At 71.3% G+C, this 15240-nt stretch carries 15 protein-coding genes; 10 read left to right on the forward strand and 5 right to left on the reverse strand.

What is annotated here, in order from left to right; all coding sequences use genetic code 11:
- The first annotated feature begins 8 nt into the window (after positions 1-8).
- From BMX97_RS25170 to BMX97_RS25185, 4 genes are all read left to right on the forward strand, one after another.
- Positions 9-650 (forward strand): LuxR C-terminal-related transcriptional regulator, encoded by a 642-nt coding sequence (locus tag BMX97_RS25170; protein ID WP_091753944.1) that lies wholly within the window; start codon positions 9-11, stop codon positions 648-650.
- A gap of 113 nt (positions 651-763) precedes the next feature.
- Entirely contained in the window at positions 764-1615 is an 852-nt protein-coding gene (locus BMX97_RS25175) for a hypothetical protein (protein ID WP_244538642.1), read from the forward strand.
- Between the two features lie 64 nt (positions 1616-1679).
- Positions 1680-3416 carry a hybrid sensor histidine kinase/response regulator gene (locus BMX97_RS25180; RefSeq protein ID WP_091753945.1) on the forward strand — a complete coding sequence of 579 codons (1737 nt, stop codon included), beginning with the start codon at positions 1680-1682 and terminating at the stop codon, positions 3414-3416.
- A gap of 59 nt (positions 3417-3475) precedes the next feature.
- The gene (locus BMX97_RS25185; protein ID WP_091753946.1) at positions 3476-4471 is read left to right on the forward strand and encodes an OmpA family protein; all 996 of its coding nucleotides are present in this window, start codon (positions 3476-3478) and stop codon (positions 4469-4471) included.
- A gap of 16 nt (positions 4472-4487) precedes the next feature.
- On the opposite strand, the gene BMX97_RS25190 is transcribed toward BMX97_RS25185, so the two are convergent.
- Positions 4488-5465, reverse strand: a complete 978-nt coding sequence (locus tag BMX97_RS25190; RefSeq protein ID WP_091753947.1) for a LysR family transcriptional regulator — start codon at positions 5463-5465, stop codon at positions 4488-4490.
- A 125-nt stretch (positions 5466-5590) separates the two neighbouring features.
- On the opposite strand from BMX97_RS25190, the gene BMX97_RS25195 reads away from it, so the two are divergent.
- The 6 genes from BMX97_RS25195 to garD all read left to right on the forward strand — a co-directional run bounded on the left by BMX97_RS25195 (position 5591) and on the right by garD (position 11601).
- Positions 5591-6436: a transporter substrate-binding domain-containing protein gene (locus tag BMX97_RS25195; protein ID WP_091753948.1), complete on the forward strand. Its 846-nt coding sequence runs from the start codon at positions 5591-5593 to the stop codon at positions 6434-6436.
- Positions 6437-6463: 27 nt separating this feature from the next.
- Positions 6464-7129 (forward strand): amino acid ABC transporter permease, encoded by a 666-nt coding sequence (locus tag BMX97_RS25200; RefSeq protein ID WP_091753949.1) that lies wholly within the window; start codon positions 6464-6466, stop codon positions 7127-7129.
- Positions 7126-7779: an amino acid ABC transporter permease gene (locus BMX97_RS25205; RefSeq protein WP_244538643.1), complete on the forward strand. Its 654-nt coding sequence runs from the start codon at positions 7126-7128 to the stop codon at positions 7777-7779. The genes BMX97_RS25200 and BMX97_RS25205 overlap by 4 nt, the downstream gene beginning before the upstream one ends.
- Positions 7776-8576, forward strand: coding sequence for an amino acid ABC transporter ATP-binding protein (locus tag BMX97_RS25210; RefSeq protein ID WP_091753950.1), 801 nt, complete (start codon positions 7776-7778; stop codon positions 8574-8576). The genes BMX97_RS25205 and BMX97_RS25210 overlap by 4 nt, the downstream gene beginning before the upstream one ends.
- Positions 8577-8850: 274 nt before the next feature.
- Positions 8851-9798, forward strand: a complete 948-nt coding sequence (gene speB, locus BMX97_RS25215) for an agmatinase (RefSeq protein ID WP_048429362.1) — start codon at positions 8851-8853, stop codon at positions 9796-9798.
- A gap of 192 nt (positions 9799-9990) precedes the next feature.
- A complete protein-coding gene (garD, locus tag BMX97_RS25220) occupies positions 9991-11601 on the forward strand; it encodes a galactarate dehydratase (protein ID WP_091754008.1) in 1611 nt (536 codons plus the stop codon).
- Between the two features lie 30 nt (positions 11602-11631).
- Here garD and BMX97_RS25225 read toward each other — a convergent pair whose 3' ends face one another.
- The 4 genes from BMX97_RS25225 to BMX97_RS25240 all read right to left on the reverse strand — a co-directional run bounded on the left by BMX97_RS25225 (position 11632) and on the right by BMX97_RS25240 (position 15147).
- Positions 11632-12264 carry a PIN domain-containing protein gene (locus tag BMX97_RS25225; protein WP_177202350.1) on the reverse strand — a complete coding sequence of 211 codons (633 nt, stop codon included), beginning with the start codon at positions 12262-12264 and terminating at the stop codon, positions 11632-11634.
- Positions 12265-12492: 228 nt separating this feature from the next.
- Complete coding sequence (locus tag BMX97_RS25230) at positions 12493-12843, reverse strand: hypothetical protein (RefSeq protein ID WP_091753952.1); 351 nt, start codon at positions 12841-12843, stop codon at positions 12493-12495.
- A gap of 196 nt (positions 12844-13039) precedes the next feature.
- A complete protein-coding gene (locus tag BMX97_RS25235; protein ID WP_091753953.1) occupies positions 13040-13930 on the reverse strand; it encodes a hydroxymethylglutaryl-CoA lyase in 891 nt (296 codons plus the stop codon).
- Positions 13927-15147: an ABC transporter substrate-binding protein gene (locus tag BMX97_RS25240; protein ID WP_091753954.1), complete on the reverse strand. Its 1221-nt coding sequence runs from the start codon at positions 15145-15147 to the stop codon at positions 13927-13929. Before BMX97_RS25240 ends, BMX97_RS25235 begins: the two co-directional genes overlap by 4 nt.
- Positions 15148-15240 lie beyond the last annotated feature (93 nt).

Here is a 15240-nt window from a genome sequence, read left to right on the forward strand (position 1 = left end):
GAGCCGGAATGACCGTCCGCAGGATCGAGACCGTCATCGTCGCTGACGACCACCCGCTGTTCCGCCAGGGGATGCGCCACATCGCCGAGCGGCTCTACCCGCAGGCGCGGGTGCGGGAGGCCGACACGATGGACGAGGTCCTGGACCTCGCCCGGGCCGACCCGCCGCAGGCGGTCTTCCTCGACCTGCTGTTTCCCGGCCTCGACCCGCAACGGTCGATCCGCGCGCTGCGCGGGGAATTCCCGAAGACCTCGATCGTCGTCGTGTCGATGATCGAGGACGAAGCCCTGATCCGCACCGTCATGGAGGAGGGGGCCGACGGCTTCATCGCCAAGTCGCTGCCCGCCGCGGAGATCGCCCGGGCGATCACGGCGGTGCGCGACGGCGAGTTCGTCATCCGGCGCAACCCGCGCACCGACCTCGTGGTGAGCCAGCCCGGCCTGCCGCCGCTGACGCAGCGCCAGCGCGACGTCCTGCGCCTCGTCGCCCAGGGGCGGACCAACAAGGAGATCGCCCGCGAGCTCGACATCTCGCCCTTCACCGTCCGCATCCACGTCTCGGCGCTCCTGCGCGCCCTCGACGTCACCTCCCGGGCCGCCGCCGCCGCCAAGGCGGCCCATGCCGGGCTCGGGGGATTGATCGGGGCGTGATCCGGGGACGGGGCGGATCGTACAGGTGTCCTAATGTCGGACCGGCAGGGCCTGTGGCAGAGATCACGCCCGGAACGAGACGCCGACGGACGACGGGACGATCCGGTGGAACCATGACGGAATCGGGCGAGATCTACCGGACTTCCCTCCTTGCCCGGATGACGACCCTGCTGGCCGTGTCGGGCCTGCTCGCGATGCAGGGAGGTCCGGCCAGGGCCGATCCCGACGTGGTGCTGCCCTCGGTCGCCAGGGTGATGCGGGCGGTCTGCGGGCACGCGGTCGAGGAGGAGGCCCGCACCTGCCGGATGAAGGACGGCCGCATCGCCGAGTACTGGTACGGGGCGATGTTCGCGGCCGACCAGGGCTGGGCGGTCGGGTTCGCGACCCTGCCGGCCCCGGACCAGGATCCGCAGGCGCCCGATGCCCGCACCGTGATCGCCGCGACCTTCGCCCAGACGCAGACGGAGGGCCGGATCGGCTGGGTCTTCAAGAACGTCCAGACGCTGCCCGGGCGGATCGGGACCGGCAACCGCAACGGCGACGCCCCGCAGGTCGACGACTCCCTCGGCCCGGTCTTCAGGCCGCTGCCCGGCGGGCGGCTGGTGATGGGCCTGCGCACCACCGCCTTCGGCAATCAGGGGTCGCAGAGCTTCGCGTTCCTCGTCCTGCGCTTCACCCCGGCGCCCCTGCAATGGCGCCAGTCGGGCGGCCTGCCGGCGGGCTCCGACGACACCGCCGGCTGCGGGGCGCCGGAGGACGGCCCGTGCAACCTCGGCGCCAGCACGGGCCGCCTCGAGATCCTGGCCGGGGCGGCGGACCGGGATTCCGGCGCGCCCCCCGCCTGGCCGCCGCTGCGGGTGACCCTGACCGGGACGGTGCCGGGCCCGGACGGCAGGGTGCGGCCCGCCACCGCCCGGGACGCGCGCACCTACCGCTTCGACGAGGCGGCGGGCGTCTATCGATGAGGGCGGATCCCGCCGTCGCCGCCGGATCGGCCGGCGCGCGCCTCCGGCCCCGCGCGAGCGGGCGATGAGCCGGCTTGCCCGCGCGCCGAGCGAGAATGCCGGCAACGAGAAGGCGCAGACCCTCACGCGCCTCGTCATCATCGGCTGCATGTGCCTCTACGTGCTGCCCCAGGCGCTCGGCGGAATCGGCCCGCCGGACCTGCGGGTGGTCGCCGCCCTGGTCTCGGCGCACTGGCTCGTGACGCTCGCGCTCTACGTCTGGATCTCGCGGCATCCGAGCGACAGCGTCGCGCGGCGCGGCCTCGCCTTCGCCCTCGACATCGCCGGGATCACCTACACGATGGCGATCGGCGGGGCGCCGTTCCTGCCGCTCTACGCCATCGTGCTCAGGATGATCGTCGGCAACGGCCTGCGCTACGGCGCGACCTCGCTCAAGGTCTCGACGCTCGCCGCCCTGGCGTCGATCGCCGTCACGACCTGCGCCAGCCCCTACTGGCGCGACAACCCGTTCCTGGTCGTGACGCTCGTCCTGACCACGCTCATCGTACCGACCTACATCTACGGCCTGCTCGAGCGCCTGCGCGAGGCCTATGCCCGCGAGCAGGAGGCGAGCCTGTCGAAGTCGCGCTTCCTCGCCCAGGCGAGCCACGACCTGCGCCAGCCGATCCACGCCATCAGCCTGTTCACCGCCTGCCTGCGCGACGGACGGCTCGGGCCCGACGAGGTGCGGATGGTCGACAACATCGACCGCTCGCTCCAGAGCGTGTCGCGGCTGTTCAAGTCGCTCCTCGACATCTCGACCCTCGACAGCGGCAAGGTCCGGCCCCGGTTCGAGCCGGTGGCGATCGGCGAGATCATCGAGGACGTGCGGCGGCAGAACTCGGAGGCCGCCCAGCTCGCCGGCACCGCGTTGCGCAGCCGGCCCTGCCGGATCGTCGTGCACACCGACCGGGCCCTGTTCACGACGATGCTGCAGAACATCGTCAACAACGCCATCAAGTATGCACCGGGCCGGCCGATCCTGATCGCCTGCCGGCGCCGCCGCGGCGGCCGCCTCGACGTCCAGGTCCTCGATCGTGGCCCCGGCATCCCGCCCGAGCACCAGGCCCGGATCTTCGACGAGTTCTACCAGGTCCGCCAGCGCGGCGACCGCGACCTCGAAGGCGTCGGCCTCGGCCTGCCGATCGTGCGCCGCCTCGGCGAGATCCTCGACGTCGAGGTCGCGCTCCGCTCGGTTCCGGGGCGCGGCACCGGCGTTACCCTCGGCAACCTCCCGATCGTGCGCGCGCCCGCCCTCGACGGCGAGTGGCGCGGGCTCGACCCGCCCACCGCGATCCGCGGCCTCAAGGTGCTGCTGATCGAGGACGACGAGGCGGTGCTGACCGCGACCGCGAGCCTGCTGCGGAAATGGGGCTGCGAGGTCCAGGCCGAATCCGGGATCCCGGAGGCGATCGACGCCCCGGACCTCCTCGTCACCGATTTCGACCTCGGCAACGGCGTGACCGGGGCCGAGTGCATCGCGGCGGTGCGGCGGCTCGCCGGGCGCGACGTGCCGACCGTGGTGATCAGCGGCCACGACGAGGCGCGGGTGCGCGAGGAACTCGGCACCGCCGACATGCCGATCCTGGCCAAGCCGGTCCGGCCGGCGGAGCTGCGCTCGGTCGTCGTGGCCAAAAGCCTGGTCGCCAAGAGCCTAGTCGCCAAGAGCCTGGTGGCAAAGAGCTTGGTCGCGAGAGGCACCGTCGCCACGGGCGGCCATGCCCGGGACCCCGCGCCGCGGGCCGGCTCCCGGCCGGCCTGATCCCGGCCGGGCTCGGCGCCTTCGCCCCTCCCCTCCCCCTCGCCACAAGGAGCGCGGCCATGCCCTGCCGTCGAACCGGATTCGCGATTCTCCTCCTCGCCGCCGCCCTCGCGGGACCGGCCCGCGCCGCCGAGGCGCCGACGAAGGACGTCGAGGGCGCCAAGGACAGCCCGATCGTCTCGCGCTTTTCCGGCGCGGTGATCGTCGGCTACCGGCAGCAGGACTACGCGGCGCTGACCCTGCCGCTCGGGCCCTCCGCGGGCGACCGGAAGGGCCGGTTCGCCCGCAGCCGGACGGCGGAGGGCCGCGTGACGAGCATCGCCTACGCGATTCCGCAGGGGAAATCGGCGCTCGAGGTCTTCCGCAGCTACGAGCGCGCCCTGGCCGCCGCGGGCTTCCGGGTCGCCTATGCCTGCGGCGTCGACACCTGCGGCGGCTACGACTTCGCCGCCGGCCTCGCCGATCCGGTCAACCGGGCGATGGGAGGCGACCTGTTCAACCTGCGGATCGATCTCCTCGATGCGACCAACGGCAACGTGCAGTCCCTGACGGCCCGCCTCGACCGGCCGGAGGGGGGCGTCGACGTCTCCCTGCTGGTGAGCCAGGACGACGGCCGGCCGGCCGGGGTGCTGCTGCAGGTCGTCGAGGGGCGGCCGATGCAGGCCGGCCAGGTCGTGGTCGACGCCAAGGCGATGGGCGAGGGGCTGGCGAGCGCCGGCCACGTCGCCCTCGACGGCATCCAGTTCGAGACCGACAGCGCCGTCCTGAAGCCGGAATCCGACGCGACGCTGGCCCAGATGGCCGCCTTCCTGACGCAGGACCCCAGGCGCCAGGTCGCCATCGTCGGCCATACCGATACCGTCGGCGTCATCGAGCACAACCTCGCGCTGTCGCAGGCCCGCGCCGCCGCGGTGGCCAAGGCCCTGACGGCCCGGTTCGGCATCGCCCCCGCCCGGCTCCAGGCCAGGGGCCTCGGCCCCTACGCGCCGGTCGCCGGCAACGCCACCGAGGCCGGCCGGGCCAGGAACCGCCGGGTCGAGCTGGTCGAGCGGTAGGCGCGGGGCGCGGCCGTCATCGCCGCGCGGGGCCGGCCGAGACGCGCCCCTCGCGATCCGGATCGGCGTGGTCCGCCTCGTCGGCCAGGCTGCGCAGGTGGGCGCGTTCGCTGGCCAAGCCGATCAGCTCGGTCATGAAGAGGTCTCGCAGCGCGGTCGGCCGATCGGCGGCGCGGGCCGCGATGAAGAACGGTGACGCGATCGATGCCGTGTCGGCCATGATCGGGCGCATCTCGCCTCGGCCGACCCACAGCCTGGCGTAATGATCGGGAAGATAGCCGATGTATCGGCCGCTCATGATGAACAGAGCCTGCGCTTCCATGTTCGACACCTTGACGCCGGCGACGGCGTTCGGGAAATGGTGGAGCTCGCGGCTGTTGGCATAGGGTCGAACGACGAAGGCGTGCTTCTCGATGTCCTCGGTCGTCGCCTCCGGTCGATGGAAGAGCGGATGGCTGGCTGCGCAGTACAGCGAGTGGCGTTCGTCGCGCAGCGGCGAGAATTTCAGGCCGCGGTAGTTCTGCGTTTCCGGCAGGATCGCGATGTCGATGCCGCCATTGCCGAGAGCGGCCAGCAGCGCCTCCGGGGCATCGATGGAGAGAGTCAGGACGGCGTCCGGCGCCTTGCGCCCGAACACCGCGATGAGCCGGTGGATGGGAAGATCCGGGTCGGTGATCGTGTTGTCGACCAGCCCGAGACGGAGGGTGCCGGTGATGCGCCGCTTCAGCCCCCCGACCCGGCTCTCGAAGGTGTCGAGGGCGAGGAAGAGCAGGTTGGACTGCTCGTAGACGATCGCGCCGCGGTCGGTCAGCTCGAAGCCGCCACGCCCCCGGCGGCACAGCGCGAGCCCGAGCCGCTCCTCGAGGGCCTTGATGTGGAAGCTGACGGCGGACTGGCTCAACCCCAGCGCCACCTGCGCGCCCAGGAAGCCACGATGCTCGACCACGGCCCGGAACACGGCGAGCGAGCGGAGATCGGTGCTGGCGACCTGCATGCCGGCCGGCTTACATCAGTTTCATGAATTCGAATATCGAAAGGATCCTATTTTTTCGATGTGAGCGGTGTGGTCCTCTGCGCTACCGCGCGGCTCGGCGGCCCGCAGACCGGAAGGATGACACGATGCCGACACGCCCCTTCGCGGCCTGCGCTCTCGCGGTGCTCCTCCTGGCGTCGTCGGGAGCCCGGACGCGGGCCGAGGACCTGCTGTCCCGGATCGAGGCCAAGAAAGTCCTGACCGTCGGCACCGAGGCGCGCTTCCCGCCCTTCGAGTTCGTGCAGGACGGCAAGATCGTCGGCTACTCGGCCGACATCATGGCCGAGATCATGAAGGCGCTGCCCGGCGTCGCCCTGGACCGGCTCGATCTTCCGTTCCAGGGCATCCTGCCGGGCCTGGCGGCCAAGCGCTTCGACTACGTCGTCACCTCCGTGACGGTGACCAGGGAGCGGTACGACGCCTACCGCCTCTCCCTGCCGATCGCCGACGCCACGATGGCGGTCCTGAAGCGCAAGGGCGACGCCACGCTGGCCAAGCCCGAGGACATCGCCGGCAAGGTCGTGGGATCCCAGACCGGTTCGGCGCAGTACGCGGCGCTCGAGCGCCTGGCGGGCACGCTCGCCGCCGAGAAGAAGCCCGTGCGCGGCCTCAAGTCCTACGTCGATTTCGGCGACGCCTATGCCGACCTCGCCGCCGGCCGGATCCAGGCGGTCGTCAATTCCCTGCCCAACCTGCTCGAAGCCGTGCGCCAGCGCCCGGACGTCTTCGAGGTCGTCCTGCCGACCTTCGGTCCGAAGACCTACTTCGCCTGGGCCGGCCGCAAGGACGCGGACAGCGAGCGGTTCGAGGCCCTCGTCGATGCCGAGCTCGCCAAGCTGAACCGCTCCGGCAAGCTCGCCGAGCTCCAGCGCAAGTGGTTCGGCGCCGCCATGGACCTCCCCGCCGACGCGCTGCCCGTGCCCGAGAAGTAGGGCGACCGTCCAAGCGGAGGATCGCCGGTGGCGGACGGGTTCCCTTCAATCCTGACGGCGCTTCTCGACGGCGCCCGGACGACGCTGCTGCTGACCGCGGCGGCGTTCCTCATCGGCGCCCCGCTCGGCCTCCTGGTCGCGTTCGGCCTGGTCTCGACCGCGCGGATCCCGCGCTGGAGCGCCGCCCTCTACCGCAGCGTCTGGCGCGGCACCCCGATCCTCGTCCAGCTCCTCCTGATCTTCTACCTGCTGCCGACCGTCGGGGTGGTGATCCCGTCGAGCGTGGCGGCGGTCCTGGCGCTCGGCCTCAACACCGCGGCGTTCCAGGCCGAGATCTACCGGGCCGGCCTCCTGGCCGTCCCGGCAGGCCAGATCGAGGCCGCCACGATGCTGGGCTTCTCGCGCGCCGCGGTCCGCCGTCACATCGTCGTTCCCCACGCCGTGCGGGCCGTGCTGCCGCCGCTCACGAGCGAGGCCATCCTGCTCCTCAAGAATTCCTCGCTCGTCTCGATCGTCGCGGTCACGGACCTCACGCGCCGGGCCCAGCAGGTCGCCTCGACGAACTTCCGTCCGCTGGAGACCTATGCCTCGGCGCTGACGGTCTACTTCGCCCTGAGCATCGGCCTGGCCTGCCTCGGCCTCTGGCTCGAACGGCGGCTCCGCCCGGCGAGGCGGACGGGAAGGCAGCCATGATCGACATCCTGATCCGGTACGGCGCCGTCCTCGCCGATGCCGCGATGGTCACCATCGGGGTCACCGCGAGCGCGATCGCGATCGGCGCCGGTCTCGGCCTGGCGCTGGCGCTGATGCTGCGCTTTCGGTTCGCAGCGCTCGCCCTGGCGGCCCGCGCCTATGTCGAGCTGATGCGCGGCTCCCCCGTGCTGATCCTGCTCTTCCTCGTCTACTACGGCGGTCCGTCCTTCGGCGTCGTGCTCGATGCGGTTCCGGCCGGGATCCTCGGCCTCGGGCTCTACGCCGCGGCCTATTTCGCGGAGATCTTCCGCGCCGGCCTCGCCAGCGTGGAGCCCGGACAAGTCGAGGCCGCCCGCCTGCTCGGGCTTCCCTCCCTGTCGATCCTGCGCCGCATCGAGCTGCCGCAGATCGCCGCCTTCATCCTGCCTCCGTCGATCAACCAGGCGATCATCGTGCTCAAGGACTCGGCCGTGCTCTCGATCATCACGGTGCCCGAGCTCACCAAGGCGGTCACGCTGATCAGCAACGAGACCTTCGCGGTCGTCGCGCCCTACCTGTGCGTCGGCCTGATCTACTGGACGCTCGTCGAGATCGTCGCGCAGGGCGGCCGCATCGCCGAGCGACGGCTCGCCGCAAGGATCTCACGATGAACGGGCTGTCTCCCTCCCCGTCGGGCGCCGCCGCGGTGTCGCTGCGCGGCGTGGTCAAGCGCTTCGGCGACCGGACCGTCCTGAACGGCATCAGCCTCGACATCGCGCCGTCCGAGGTCGTCTGCATCATCGGGCCCTCGGGCTCGGGCAAGAGCTCCCTGTTGCGCGCGATGGCCTTCCTCGACCCCCACGACGAGGGCGACATCGCGATCCTCGGCCGGCCCCTCGGCTACCGGGACACCCCGTTGCGCCGCGAACGCGCGAGCGAGGCGGAGCTCGCCGCGGTGCGGGCGCCCCTGGGGATGGTCTTCCAGCATTTCCATCTCTGGCCGCACATGACGGCGCTCGCCAACGTCACCGAGGCGCTCCGGGTCGTGAAGCGGATGCGGCGGCCTGCCGCCGACGCCCTCGGGCGCGAGATGCTCGCCAAGGTCGGCCTGGCGGCCCATGCCGATCACCGGCCCGACCAGCTCTCCGGCGGCCAGAAGCAGCGCGTCGCCATCGCCCGCGCGCTCGCCATGTCGCCCAAGATCATGCTGTTCGACGAACCCACCTCCGCGCTCGATCCGGAGCTCGTCGGCGAGGTTCTGGCCGTCATGCGCGCCCTGGCCGCCGAGGGCATGACGATGGTGATCGTGACGCACGAGATGGGGTTCGCGGCCCATGTCGCGCACCGGGTCGTCTTCATGGACCATGGCGACATCGTCGAGCAGGGCGATCCGCGCAGTCTGTTCCAGGTGCCCAAGAGCCCGAGGCTCGCCCAATTCCTCGATACCTGGCGCGAGCGCGCGATCTAAGTGCACCTCACAAAACTCCCGCCGCAATGTCGCTGCCACAGCAAGCCGAGGCGGTGATCGGGAGTTTTGTGAGAGACACTAAGCGGATCTCGCGAAGGTGGTCACCGATTTTGCGGCGAAAATCGGCGACACGACAATGACCCGAGCGGATGAAGCGGCGGCATGCCAACGCACGTCTGCTTGGAACGGCGCCCGGTCCCGCCGCCATCGGACGCCAACCTCGCTTTTCGATTTCACCGCATCGTCGAAACCGGCTCTTTGGAGAGCACCGTTCATGACCCATGCTTACGAGACCGGCCGCCTGGACCTTCCGTTCGTCGGCATCGCCACCTTCGGCAAGAACCCGTACCAGCCCGATTGGACCCGGATCGAGGCCGACGTGGCCTTCCTGGGCGCGCCGTTCGATTTCGGCACGCAGTGGCGGGCCGGCGCCCGGTTCGGGCCCAGGTCCGTCCGGGAGGCCTCCACCCTGTTCTCGTTCGGGCATGCGGGCGCCTACGACCACGAGGACGACGTCACCTACCTCGACGGCGTGCGGATCGTGGATCTCGGCGACGCGGACATCGTGCACACCGATACCGAGCGCAGCCACGCCAACATCGAGGCCGGCGTCCGGGCGATCCTGGCGGCCGGCGCCCTGCCGGTCGTCGTCGGCGGCGACCACTCGATCAACATTCCCTGCATCCGCGCCTTCTCGGACCAGGCGCCCGTGCACCTGGTGCAGATCGACGCCCATCTCGATTTCGTCGACGAGCGCCACGGCGTGCGCCACGGCCACGGCTCGCCGATGCGCCGCGCCGCCGAGCAGCCCCATGTCACCGGCCTGACCCAGCTCGGCATCCGCAACGTGTCGTCGACGGCGCGGGACGGCTACGAGGCCGCCCGGGCGATGGGGTCGGACATCCTGTCGGTCCGTCAGGTGCGCCGGCTCGGCACCGAGGCCGTGCTCGCCCGCATCCCGGCCGGCGCGCGCTACTACCTCTCGATCGACATCGACGGGTTCGACCCGTCGATCGCGCCCGGCACCGGCACGCCGAGCCACGGCGGATTCCAGTACTACGAGGTCCTGGAACTGATCGACGGGCTCGCCCGGCGGGGATCCATCGTCGGCATCGACCTCGTCGAGGTCGCCCCGGATTACGACCATACCGGCACGACGGCGATCCTGGCGGCGCAGATCCTGCTGAACGCGATCGGGCGGATCATGCACCACCGGGACTGAGCGGGACGGGGGCCGTCCCGGTCCGAAGGCCGTGCGCGGCGTGTTCGCCGCCCACGCCCCGGCCGGACGCCCCGCGCTCCTGTCGGAGGCGCGAGATTCCACCCCCAAACGGTGTTTTCGCCTTATGCTCCGACGAACCGGTATGCTGGTCGTCGAACGAGGCTCCAGCGGATTCACCCTGGGGGGATGGCCATGCGCGCGGGTTCCGATTCGACACAGGCGAACGCGTCGGCCTCGCCCATCCCCGCGGGCCCCGAGGCCGCCTCGGCGATACGGGGCGACGAACCCCGCACCATCCGCCTGCACGACACCGACAACGTCGCGATCGTCGTCAACGCCTTCGGGCTCCCGGCCGGGACCGTGTTTCCGGACGGGCTGGCGCTGACCGAGTTCGTGCCCCAGGGCCACAAGGTGGCGCTGGCCGACATCCCGGCCGGCGGGCATGTGCGGCGCTACGGCGAGGTCGTCGGCCTCGCGCGGCGCCCCATCGCCCGGGGCTCCTGGGTCGAGGAATCCTGCGTCGAGACCCCGACCGCGCCGGCGCTCGACGCGCTGGAGAGGGCGACGCGGGTCCCTGCGCCGCTGCCGCCGCTCGACGGCTACACCTTCGAGGGGTTCCGCAATCCGGACGGCAGCGTCGGCACCAAGAACATCCTGGCGATCTCGACCAGCGTGCAATGCGTCGCCGGCACCCTCGAGGTCGCGATCCGGCGCATCCGCCGCGAGTTGCTGCCGCGGTTTCCCAACGTCGACGACGTGATCGGCCTCACCCACGCCTATGGCTGCGGCGTGGCGATCAACGCCCCCGAGGCGGTGATCCCGATCCGCACCCTGCAGAGTCTCGCCCAGAACCCGAATTTCGGCGGCGAGGTGATGGTGGTCGGCCTCGGCTGCGAGAAGCTCGTCTCCGAGCGCCTGGTGCCGGCGGGGGCTGCGGCCGAGGACAGCGTCGTGCGGCTCCAGGACGAGCGGCACGAGGGCTTCGGCAGCATGATCGACAGCATCCTGGCGATGGCGGAGGACCGCCTCGCGGTGCTGGACGCGCGCCGCCGCGAGACCTGTCCGGCCTCGGAGCTGGTGGTCGGCCTGCAATGCGGCGGCAGCGACGCCTTCTCGGGAGTCACCGCCAACCCGGCGCTGGGATTTGCCGCCGACCTCCTGGTCCGCTGCGGCGCGACCGTGCTGTTCTCCGAGGTGACGGAGGTCCGCGACGCGATCCACCTCCTGACCCCGCGGGCGGCGACACCCGAGGTCGCCGACGCGCTGATCCGCGAGATGGCCTGGTACGACGCCTACCTCGAGAAGGGCGGCGCCGATCGCAGCGCCAACCCCTCCCCCGGCAACAAGAAGGGCGGGCTCAACAACATCGTCGAGAAGGCGCTCGGCTCGGTGGCGAAGTCCGGCACCAGCGCCATCGCGGGGGTGCTCGCCCCCGGCGAGCGGGTGCGCGAGAAGGGCCTGATCTTCGCCGCGACCCCGGCGAGCGACTTCGTCTGCGGCACCCTGCAGCTCGCCTCCGGCATCACCCTGCAGGTCTTCTCGACCGGCCGCGGCACGCCCTACGGCCTCGCCCAGGCCCCGGTGATCAAGGTCGCGACCCGCACCGAGCTGAGCCGGCGCTGGTCGGACCTGATCGACCTCGATGCCGGCCGCATCGCCACCGGCGAGGCGACCATTCCCGAGATGGGCTGGGAGCTCTTCCGCCTCATCCTCGACGTGGCGAGCGGGCGCACGCAGCCCTGGTCGGACCGCTGGGGCCTCTACAACGACCTGACCCTGTTCAACCCGGCGCCGATCACCTGAGCGGCGGACGCGGACCGCACCGGAGATCCCTCAGGGTCGGGAATCGTCGGGCCGCGCCGCGGCCCGGTCCACCGCGAGGTCGGCCGACCGGCCGGGCCGAAGGCCGGTCTGCAGCCATCGGGCCATGTCTTCGTGGTGGGCGATCCACAGGGAGGCCCCGGCGGTCGTGCGGATATGGACCCGCCCGCGCGCGACGTCGTCGTCGGCATAGTGCATGAAATCCCTGAAATTGCCGGTGACGAGCGCGTCGGCCCGCCCTGCGAGGGCGGTGTCCAGGACGCGACCGTCCTCGGGATCGTAGGGCTCGTGCACGAAGGATGGGTCGTAGGGGTCGCAGATCTGCCGGATCGCTTCCCGGGTCGGCTGCGCACCGCCACCGAGCACCAGGTGCGGGAATTCGGGAGCCGGGCCGAGGAGCGCGAAGCTGGCGATGGTGTCGGTGAAGTGCCGGGCCGTCTCGGCGTCCACGCCCCGCCGCGTCATCACCGTTTGCAGCCGGGACAACATGGTGTGCGAGATCACGAGCTGCAGGGGACCGACACCCGCCCGTCCATCGAGGACTGCCTGAACGATCACCTGAGACGCGCTCCCGCGGCGACCGGCCGCCTCGGCCAGAAACTGCCTGACCCAGACGTTCAGAGCCTGTTTGACTTGCGACGGCACAATCGCGAGGGGATTTTCTATCCTACCCTCCACCTCATCCTGAGGTGCGGGCGATCGAAGATCGCTGAGCCTCGAAGGAGGGATCCAGTGATCTCGGAGGCTTCTGGAGCCCTCCTTCGAGGTTAGTCGATCAAAGATCGACTAACACCTCAGGATGAGGTTGCTTGTGGGATAGAGCATGTCGATCGGCAAAACAGTCTCTCAGGTCGACACAGAGGCGAAACGCCGTCACGCCTCGGCCGCGCTCATCCATTCGTCGGCGTCGTCGTCGATGGCCGCGTCGGACGCGTCCACGGGCAGGGCGCGGGCGGCCTGCGCCGCCATCATCCGCTGGGTCAGGGAGAAGTCGGTCTTCAAGAGCAGGCGCATCAGCTCGCCTTCGAACCATCGCCGCTCATCGGGCGTGCCGGATTGCTCCAGGCGACGCAGCGCCGACCGGGCCGTCTCAGGCAGGTTGACGTAGAAGCTCGTCGCGCGTCCGACGATGCTTGCCGGCGTCTGGGCGTCCGCCGAAGCGACAGCACCGAGCTTGATCGCGACGGATTCGTCGACGTCACCCGACACCGATCTGCCGCCCATGGCGCTCTCCTTCCCGACGGATCGCCGCAAGTCTTATCACGGGCAGCGAGAACGGTCCAAAGTGGAGCGACATCCGGCGTCATCGGGGCACGAGCGCCAATCTTCGCCTGCTTGCCGCGCGGCCCCCTCGCCGCTCAGCCGATTCGCGGCTGCGATCCCGCCCACGACTGCCGCGAGGCGTCGTGGTCCGCCCCGATCACGACCCCGGCGATCCGTCCGCCCCGGCCCGCACCCGAACGAGCGCCCCGGTGATGAACGCGCCGGCCTCCGCGAGGCGCGCGGGATCGACCCCGGTCGCGAGGCCCGCCGCATCGAGCATCGCCGCCACCGCCTCGGTGGCGACGTTGCCGGGGGCGCCGGGGGCGTAGGGGCAGCCGCCGAGCCCCGCCACCGCGGCGTCGACGACCCCGACCCCGAGATCGAGGCAGGCCCGGATGTTGTCGAGCGCCCGGCCTCGCGTGTCGTGGCAATGCAGGGCGATCCGCTCCACCGGGACCACCGCCGCCGCCGCGGCGATGCAGGCCCGGGCCTGATCGGGCGTGCCGACGCCGATCGTGTCGCCGAGCGAGACCTCGTGGCAGCCGAGCGTGAGGAGACGGTGGGCCACCTCCGCCACGGCCTGCGGTGCCACCGCGCCCTCATAGGGGCAGCCGAGCACGCAGGAGACGTAGCCCCGCAGCGGGATCGCGGCGGCGCGGGCGGCCTCGGCCACGGGCGCGAACCGATCGAGGCTCTCGGCGATCGAGCAGTTGATGTTGGCGCGCGAGAACGCCTCGGAGGCGGACGCGAAGATCGCGACCTCGCCGGCCCCGGCCGCCCGCGCGGCCTCGAAGCCGCGGAGGTTGGGCACCAGCACGCTGTAGCGCCCGCCCGGGTTCGGCGGCAGCCGGGCCATGACGGCGGGCGTGTCGGCCATCTGCGGCACCCAGGCCGGCGAGACGAAGCTGCCGACCTCGATCGAGGTCAGCCCGGCGGCGAGCAGCCGCTCGATCAGCCCGACCTTCACGTCGGTCGGGACGGCGACGGGCTCGTTCTGGAGCCCGTCCCGGGGGCCGACCTCGACGATCCGGACGCGCCGGGCCGTCACGGGGCCTTCACCAGCGGGCAGCGGCCGTCGGCGAGCGGCCGGAACGCCTCGGCGGCGGGGATGGTCTGGACGAGCTTGTAGTAGTCGAACGGCCCCTTCGACTCGGCCGGGGTCTTGACCTGGAAGAGGTACATCGGGTGGACGTGGCGGCCGTCCGGGCGCACCGTCCCCTCGCCGAAGAGCGGGTCGTTGGTCGGCTCCGCCTTCATCCGGGCGACGACGCTGCGCCCGTCGGTGCTGCCGGCCTTGGCGGCCGCGCGCAGGTAGGCGAGCGTCCCGGCATAGACGCCCGCCTGGTTGGCGGTGGGCCGGCGGCTCTTCATCTGGGCGGCGAAGCGGTCGGCGAAGGCGCGGGTGCCGGGATTGGCGTCCCAGTAGAACCCTTCCGTGAGGTAGAGGCCCTGGGCGTCCTTGAGGCCGATCGCGTGGACGTCGGAGAGCTGCATCAGCAGCGCCGCCAGGTCCTGCCCGCCGCCGGTGATGCCGAATTCCGCCGCCTGCTTGACCGAGTTGACCGTGTCGCCGACCGCGTTGGCGAGGGCGATCACCTGGGCGCGGCTCCCCTGCGCCTGGAGCAGGAACGAGGAGAAGTCCGCCGCCGCCGTCGGGTGGCGCACGGTGCCGACCACCGTGCCGCCCTCCTGCTTCACCACGCTGGCGGCATCGGCCTCGAGCGCGTGGCCGAAGGCGTAGTCGGCGGTGAGGAAGAACCACTTCGTCTTGCCGGCGCGCACCAGCGCCAGCGCCGTGCCGTGGGCGAGCGCCCAGGTGTCGTAGGTCCAGTGCACGGTGTTGGCCGAGCACTTTGGACCGGTGAGGTCCGAGGTGCCGGGGCCGGAGGCGATGAAGGCGGCCTTCGAATCCCGCACCACCTCCTGCACGGCGAGCGCGACCGAGGAGAACGGCACGTCGAGGATCGCGTCGACCTGCCCCTCGGCGATCCAGCGCCGGGCGGTGGCCGAGCCGATATCGGGCTTGTTCTGGTGGTCGGACTGGATCACCTCGACCTTGATCGCCGGCTGCTCCTTGCGAAAGTCCTCGACCGCGAGGCGGGCCGCGACGACCGAGCCCTCGCCGGTCGAATCGGCGGCGAATCCGCTGAGGTCGGTGAGGACCCCGAGCTTCACGCTCGTCACCTCGGCCCGCGCGGCACCGGCGGCAAGGAGCAGGGCGGCGCCCGCGAGCAGGCGGGCGGCGATGTAGGTGAGTTTCGGCATGATGATCCTCCCGTTCAGTTGTTGATTGGCCGTTGGATCGGCGGCATCTCTGCATATTTCCGCAGTGTCGGCGGGTGCAGCATCATCAAACTC

Origin of the sequence: Methylobacterium sp. ap11, assembly GCF_900110515.1 — a bacterium.
GTDB lineage: Bacteria > Pseudomonadota > Alphaproteobacteria > Rhizobiales > Beijerinckiaceae > Methylobacterium > Methylobacterium ajmalii.

Excerpts from the sequence above, each read along its gene's own strand:
- BMX97_RS25205 (WP_244538643.1), top strand. The coding sequence starts at position 7,126 with ATGATCGACATCCTGATCCGGTACGGCGCCGTCCTCGCCGATGCCGCG.
- BMX97_RS25175 (WP_244538642.1), top strand. The coding sequence starts at position 764 with ATGACGGAATCGGGCGAGATCTACCGGACTTCCCTCCTTGCCCGGATG.
- BMX97_RS25185 (WP_091753946.1), top strand. The coding sequence starts at position 3,476 with ATGCCCTGCCGTCGAACCGGATTCGCGATTCTCCTCCTCGCCGCCGCC.
- BMX97_RS25240 (WP_091753954.1), bottom strand. The coding sequence starts at position 15,147 with ATGCCGAAACTCACCTACATCGCCGCCCGCCTGCTCGCGGGCGCCGCC.
- BMX97_RS25170 (WP_091753944.1), top strand. The coding sequence starts at position 9 with ATGACCGTCCGCAGGATCGAGACCGTCATCGTCGCTGACGACCACCCG.
- speB (WP_048429362.1), top strand. The coding sequence starts at position 8,851 with ATGACCCATGCTTACGAGACCGGCCGCCTGGACCTTCCGTTCGTCGGC.
- BMX97_RS25230 (WP_091753952.1), bottom strand. The coding sequence starts at position 12,843 with ATGGGCGGCAGATCGGTGTCGGGTGACGTCGACGAATCCGTCGCGATC.
- BMX97_RS25180 (WP_091753945.1), top strand. The coding sequence starts at position 1,680 with ATGAGCCGGCTTGCCCGCGCGCCGAGCGAGAATGCCGGCAACGAGAAG.
- BMX97_RS25210 (WP_091753950.1), top strand. The coding sequence starts at position 7,776 with ATGAACGGGCTGTCTCCCTCCCCGTCGGGCGCCGCCGCGGTGTCGCTG.
- BMX97_RS25190 (WP_091753947.1), bottom strand. The coding sequence starts at position 5,465 with ATGCAGGTCGCCAGCACCGATCTCCGCTCGCTCGCCGTGTTCCGGGCC.
- BMX97_RS25195 (WP_091753948.1), top strand. The coding sequence starts at position 5,591 with ATGCCGACACGCCCCTTCGCGGCCTGCGCTCTCGCGGTGCTCCTCCTG.
- garD (WP_091754008.1), top strand. The coding sequence starts at position 9,991 with ATGCGCGCGGGTTCCGATTCGACACAGGCGAACGCGTCGGCCTCGCCC.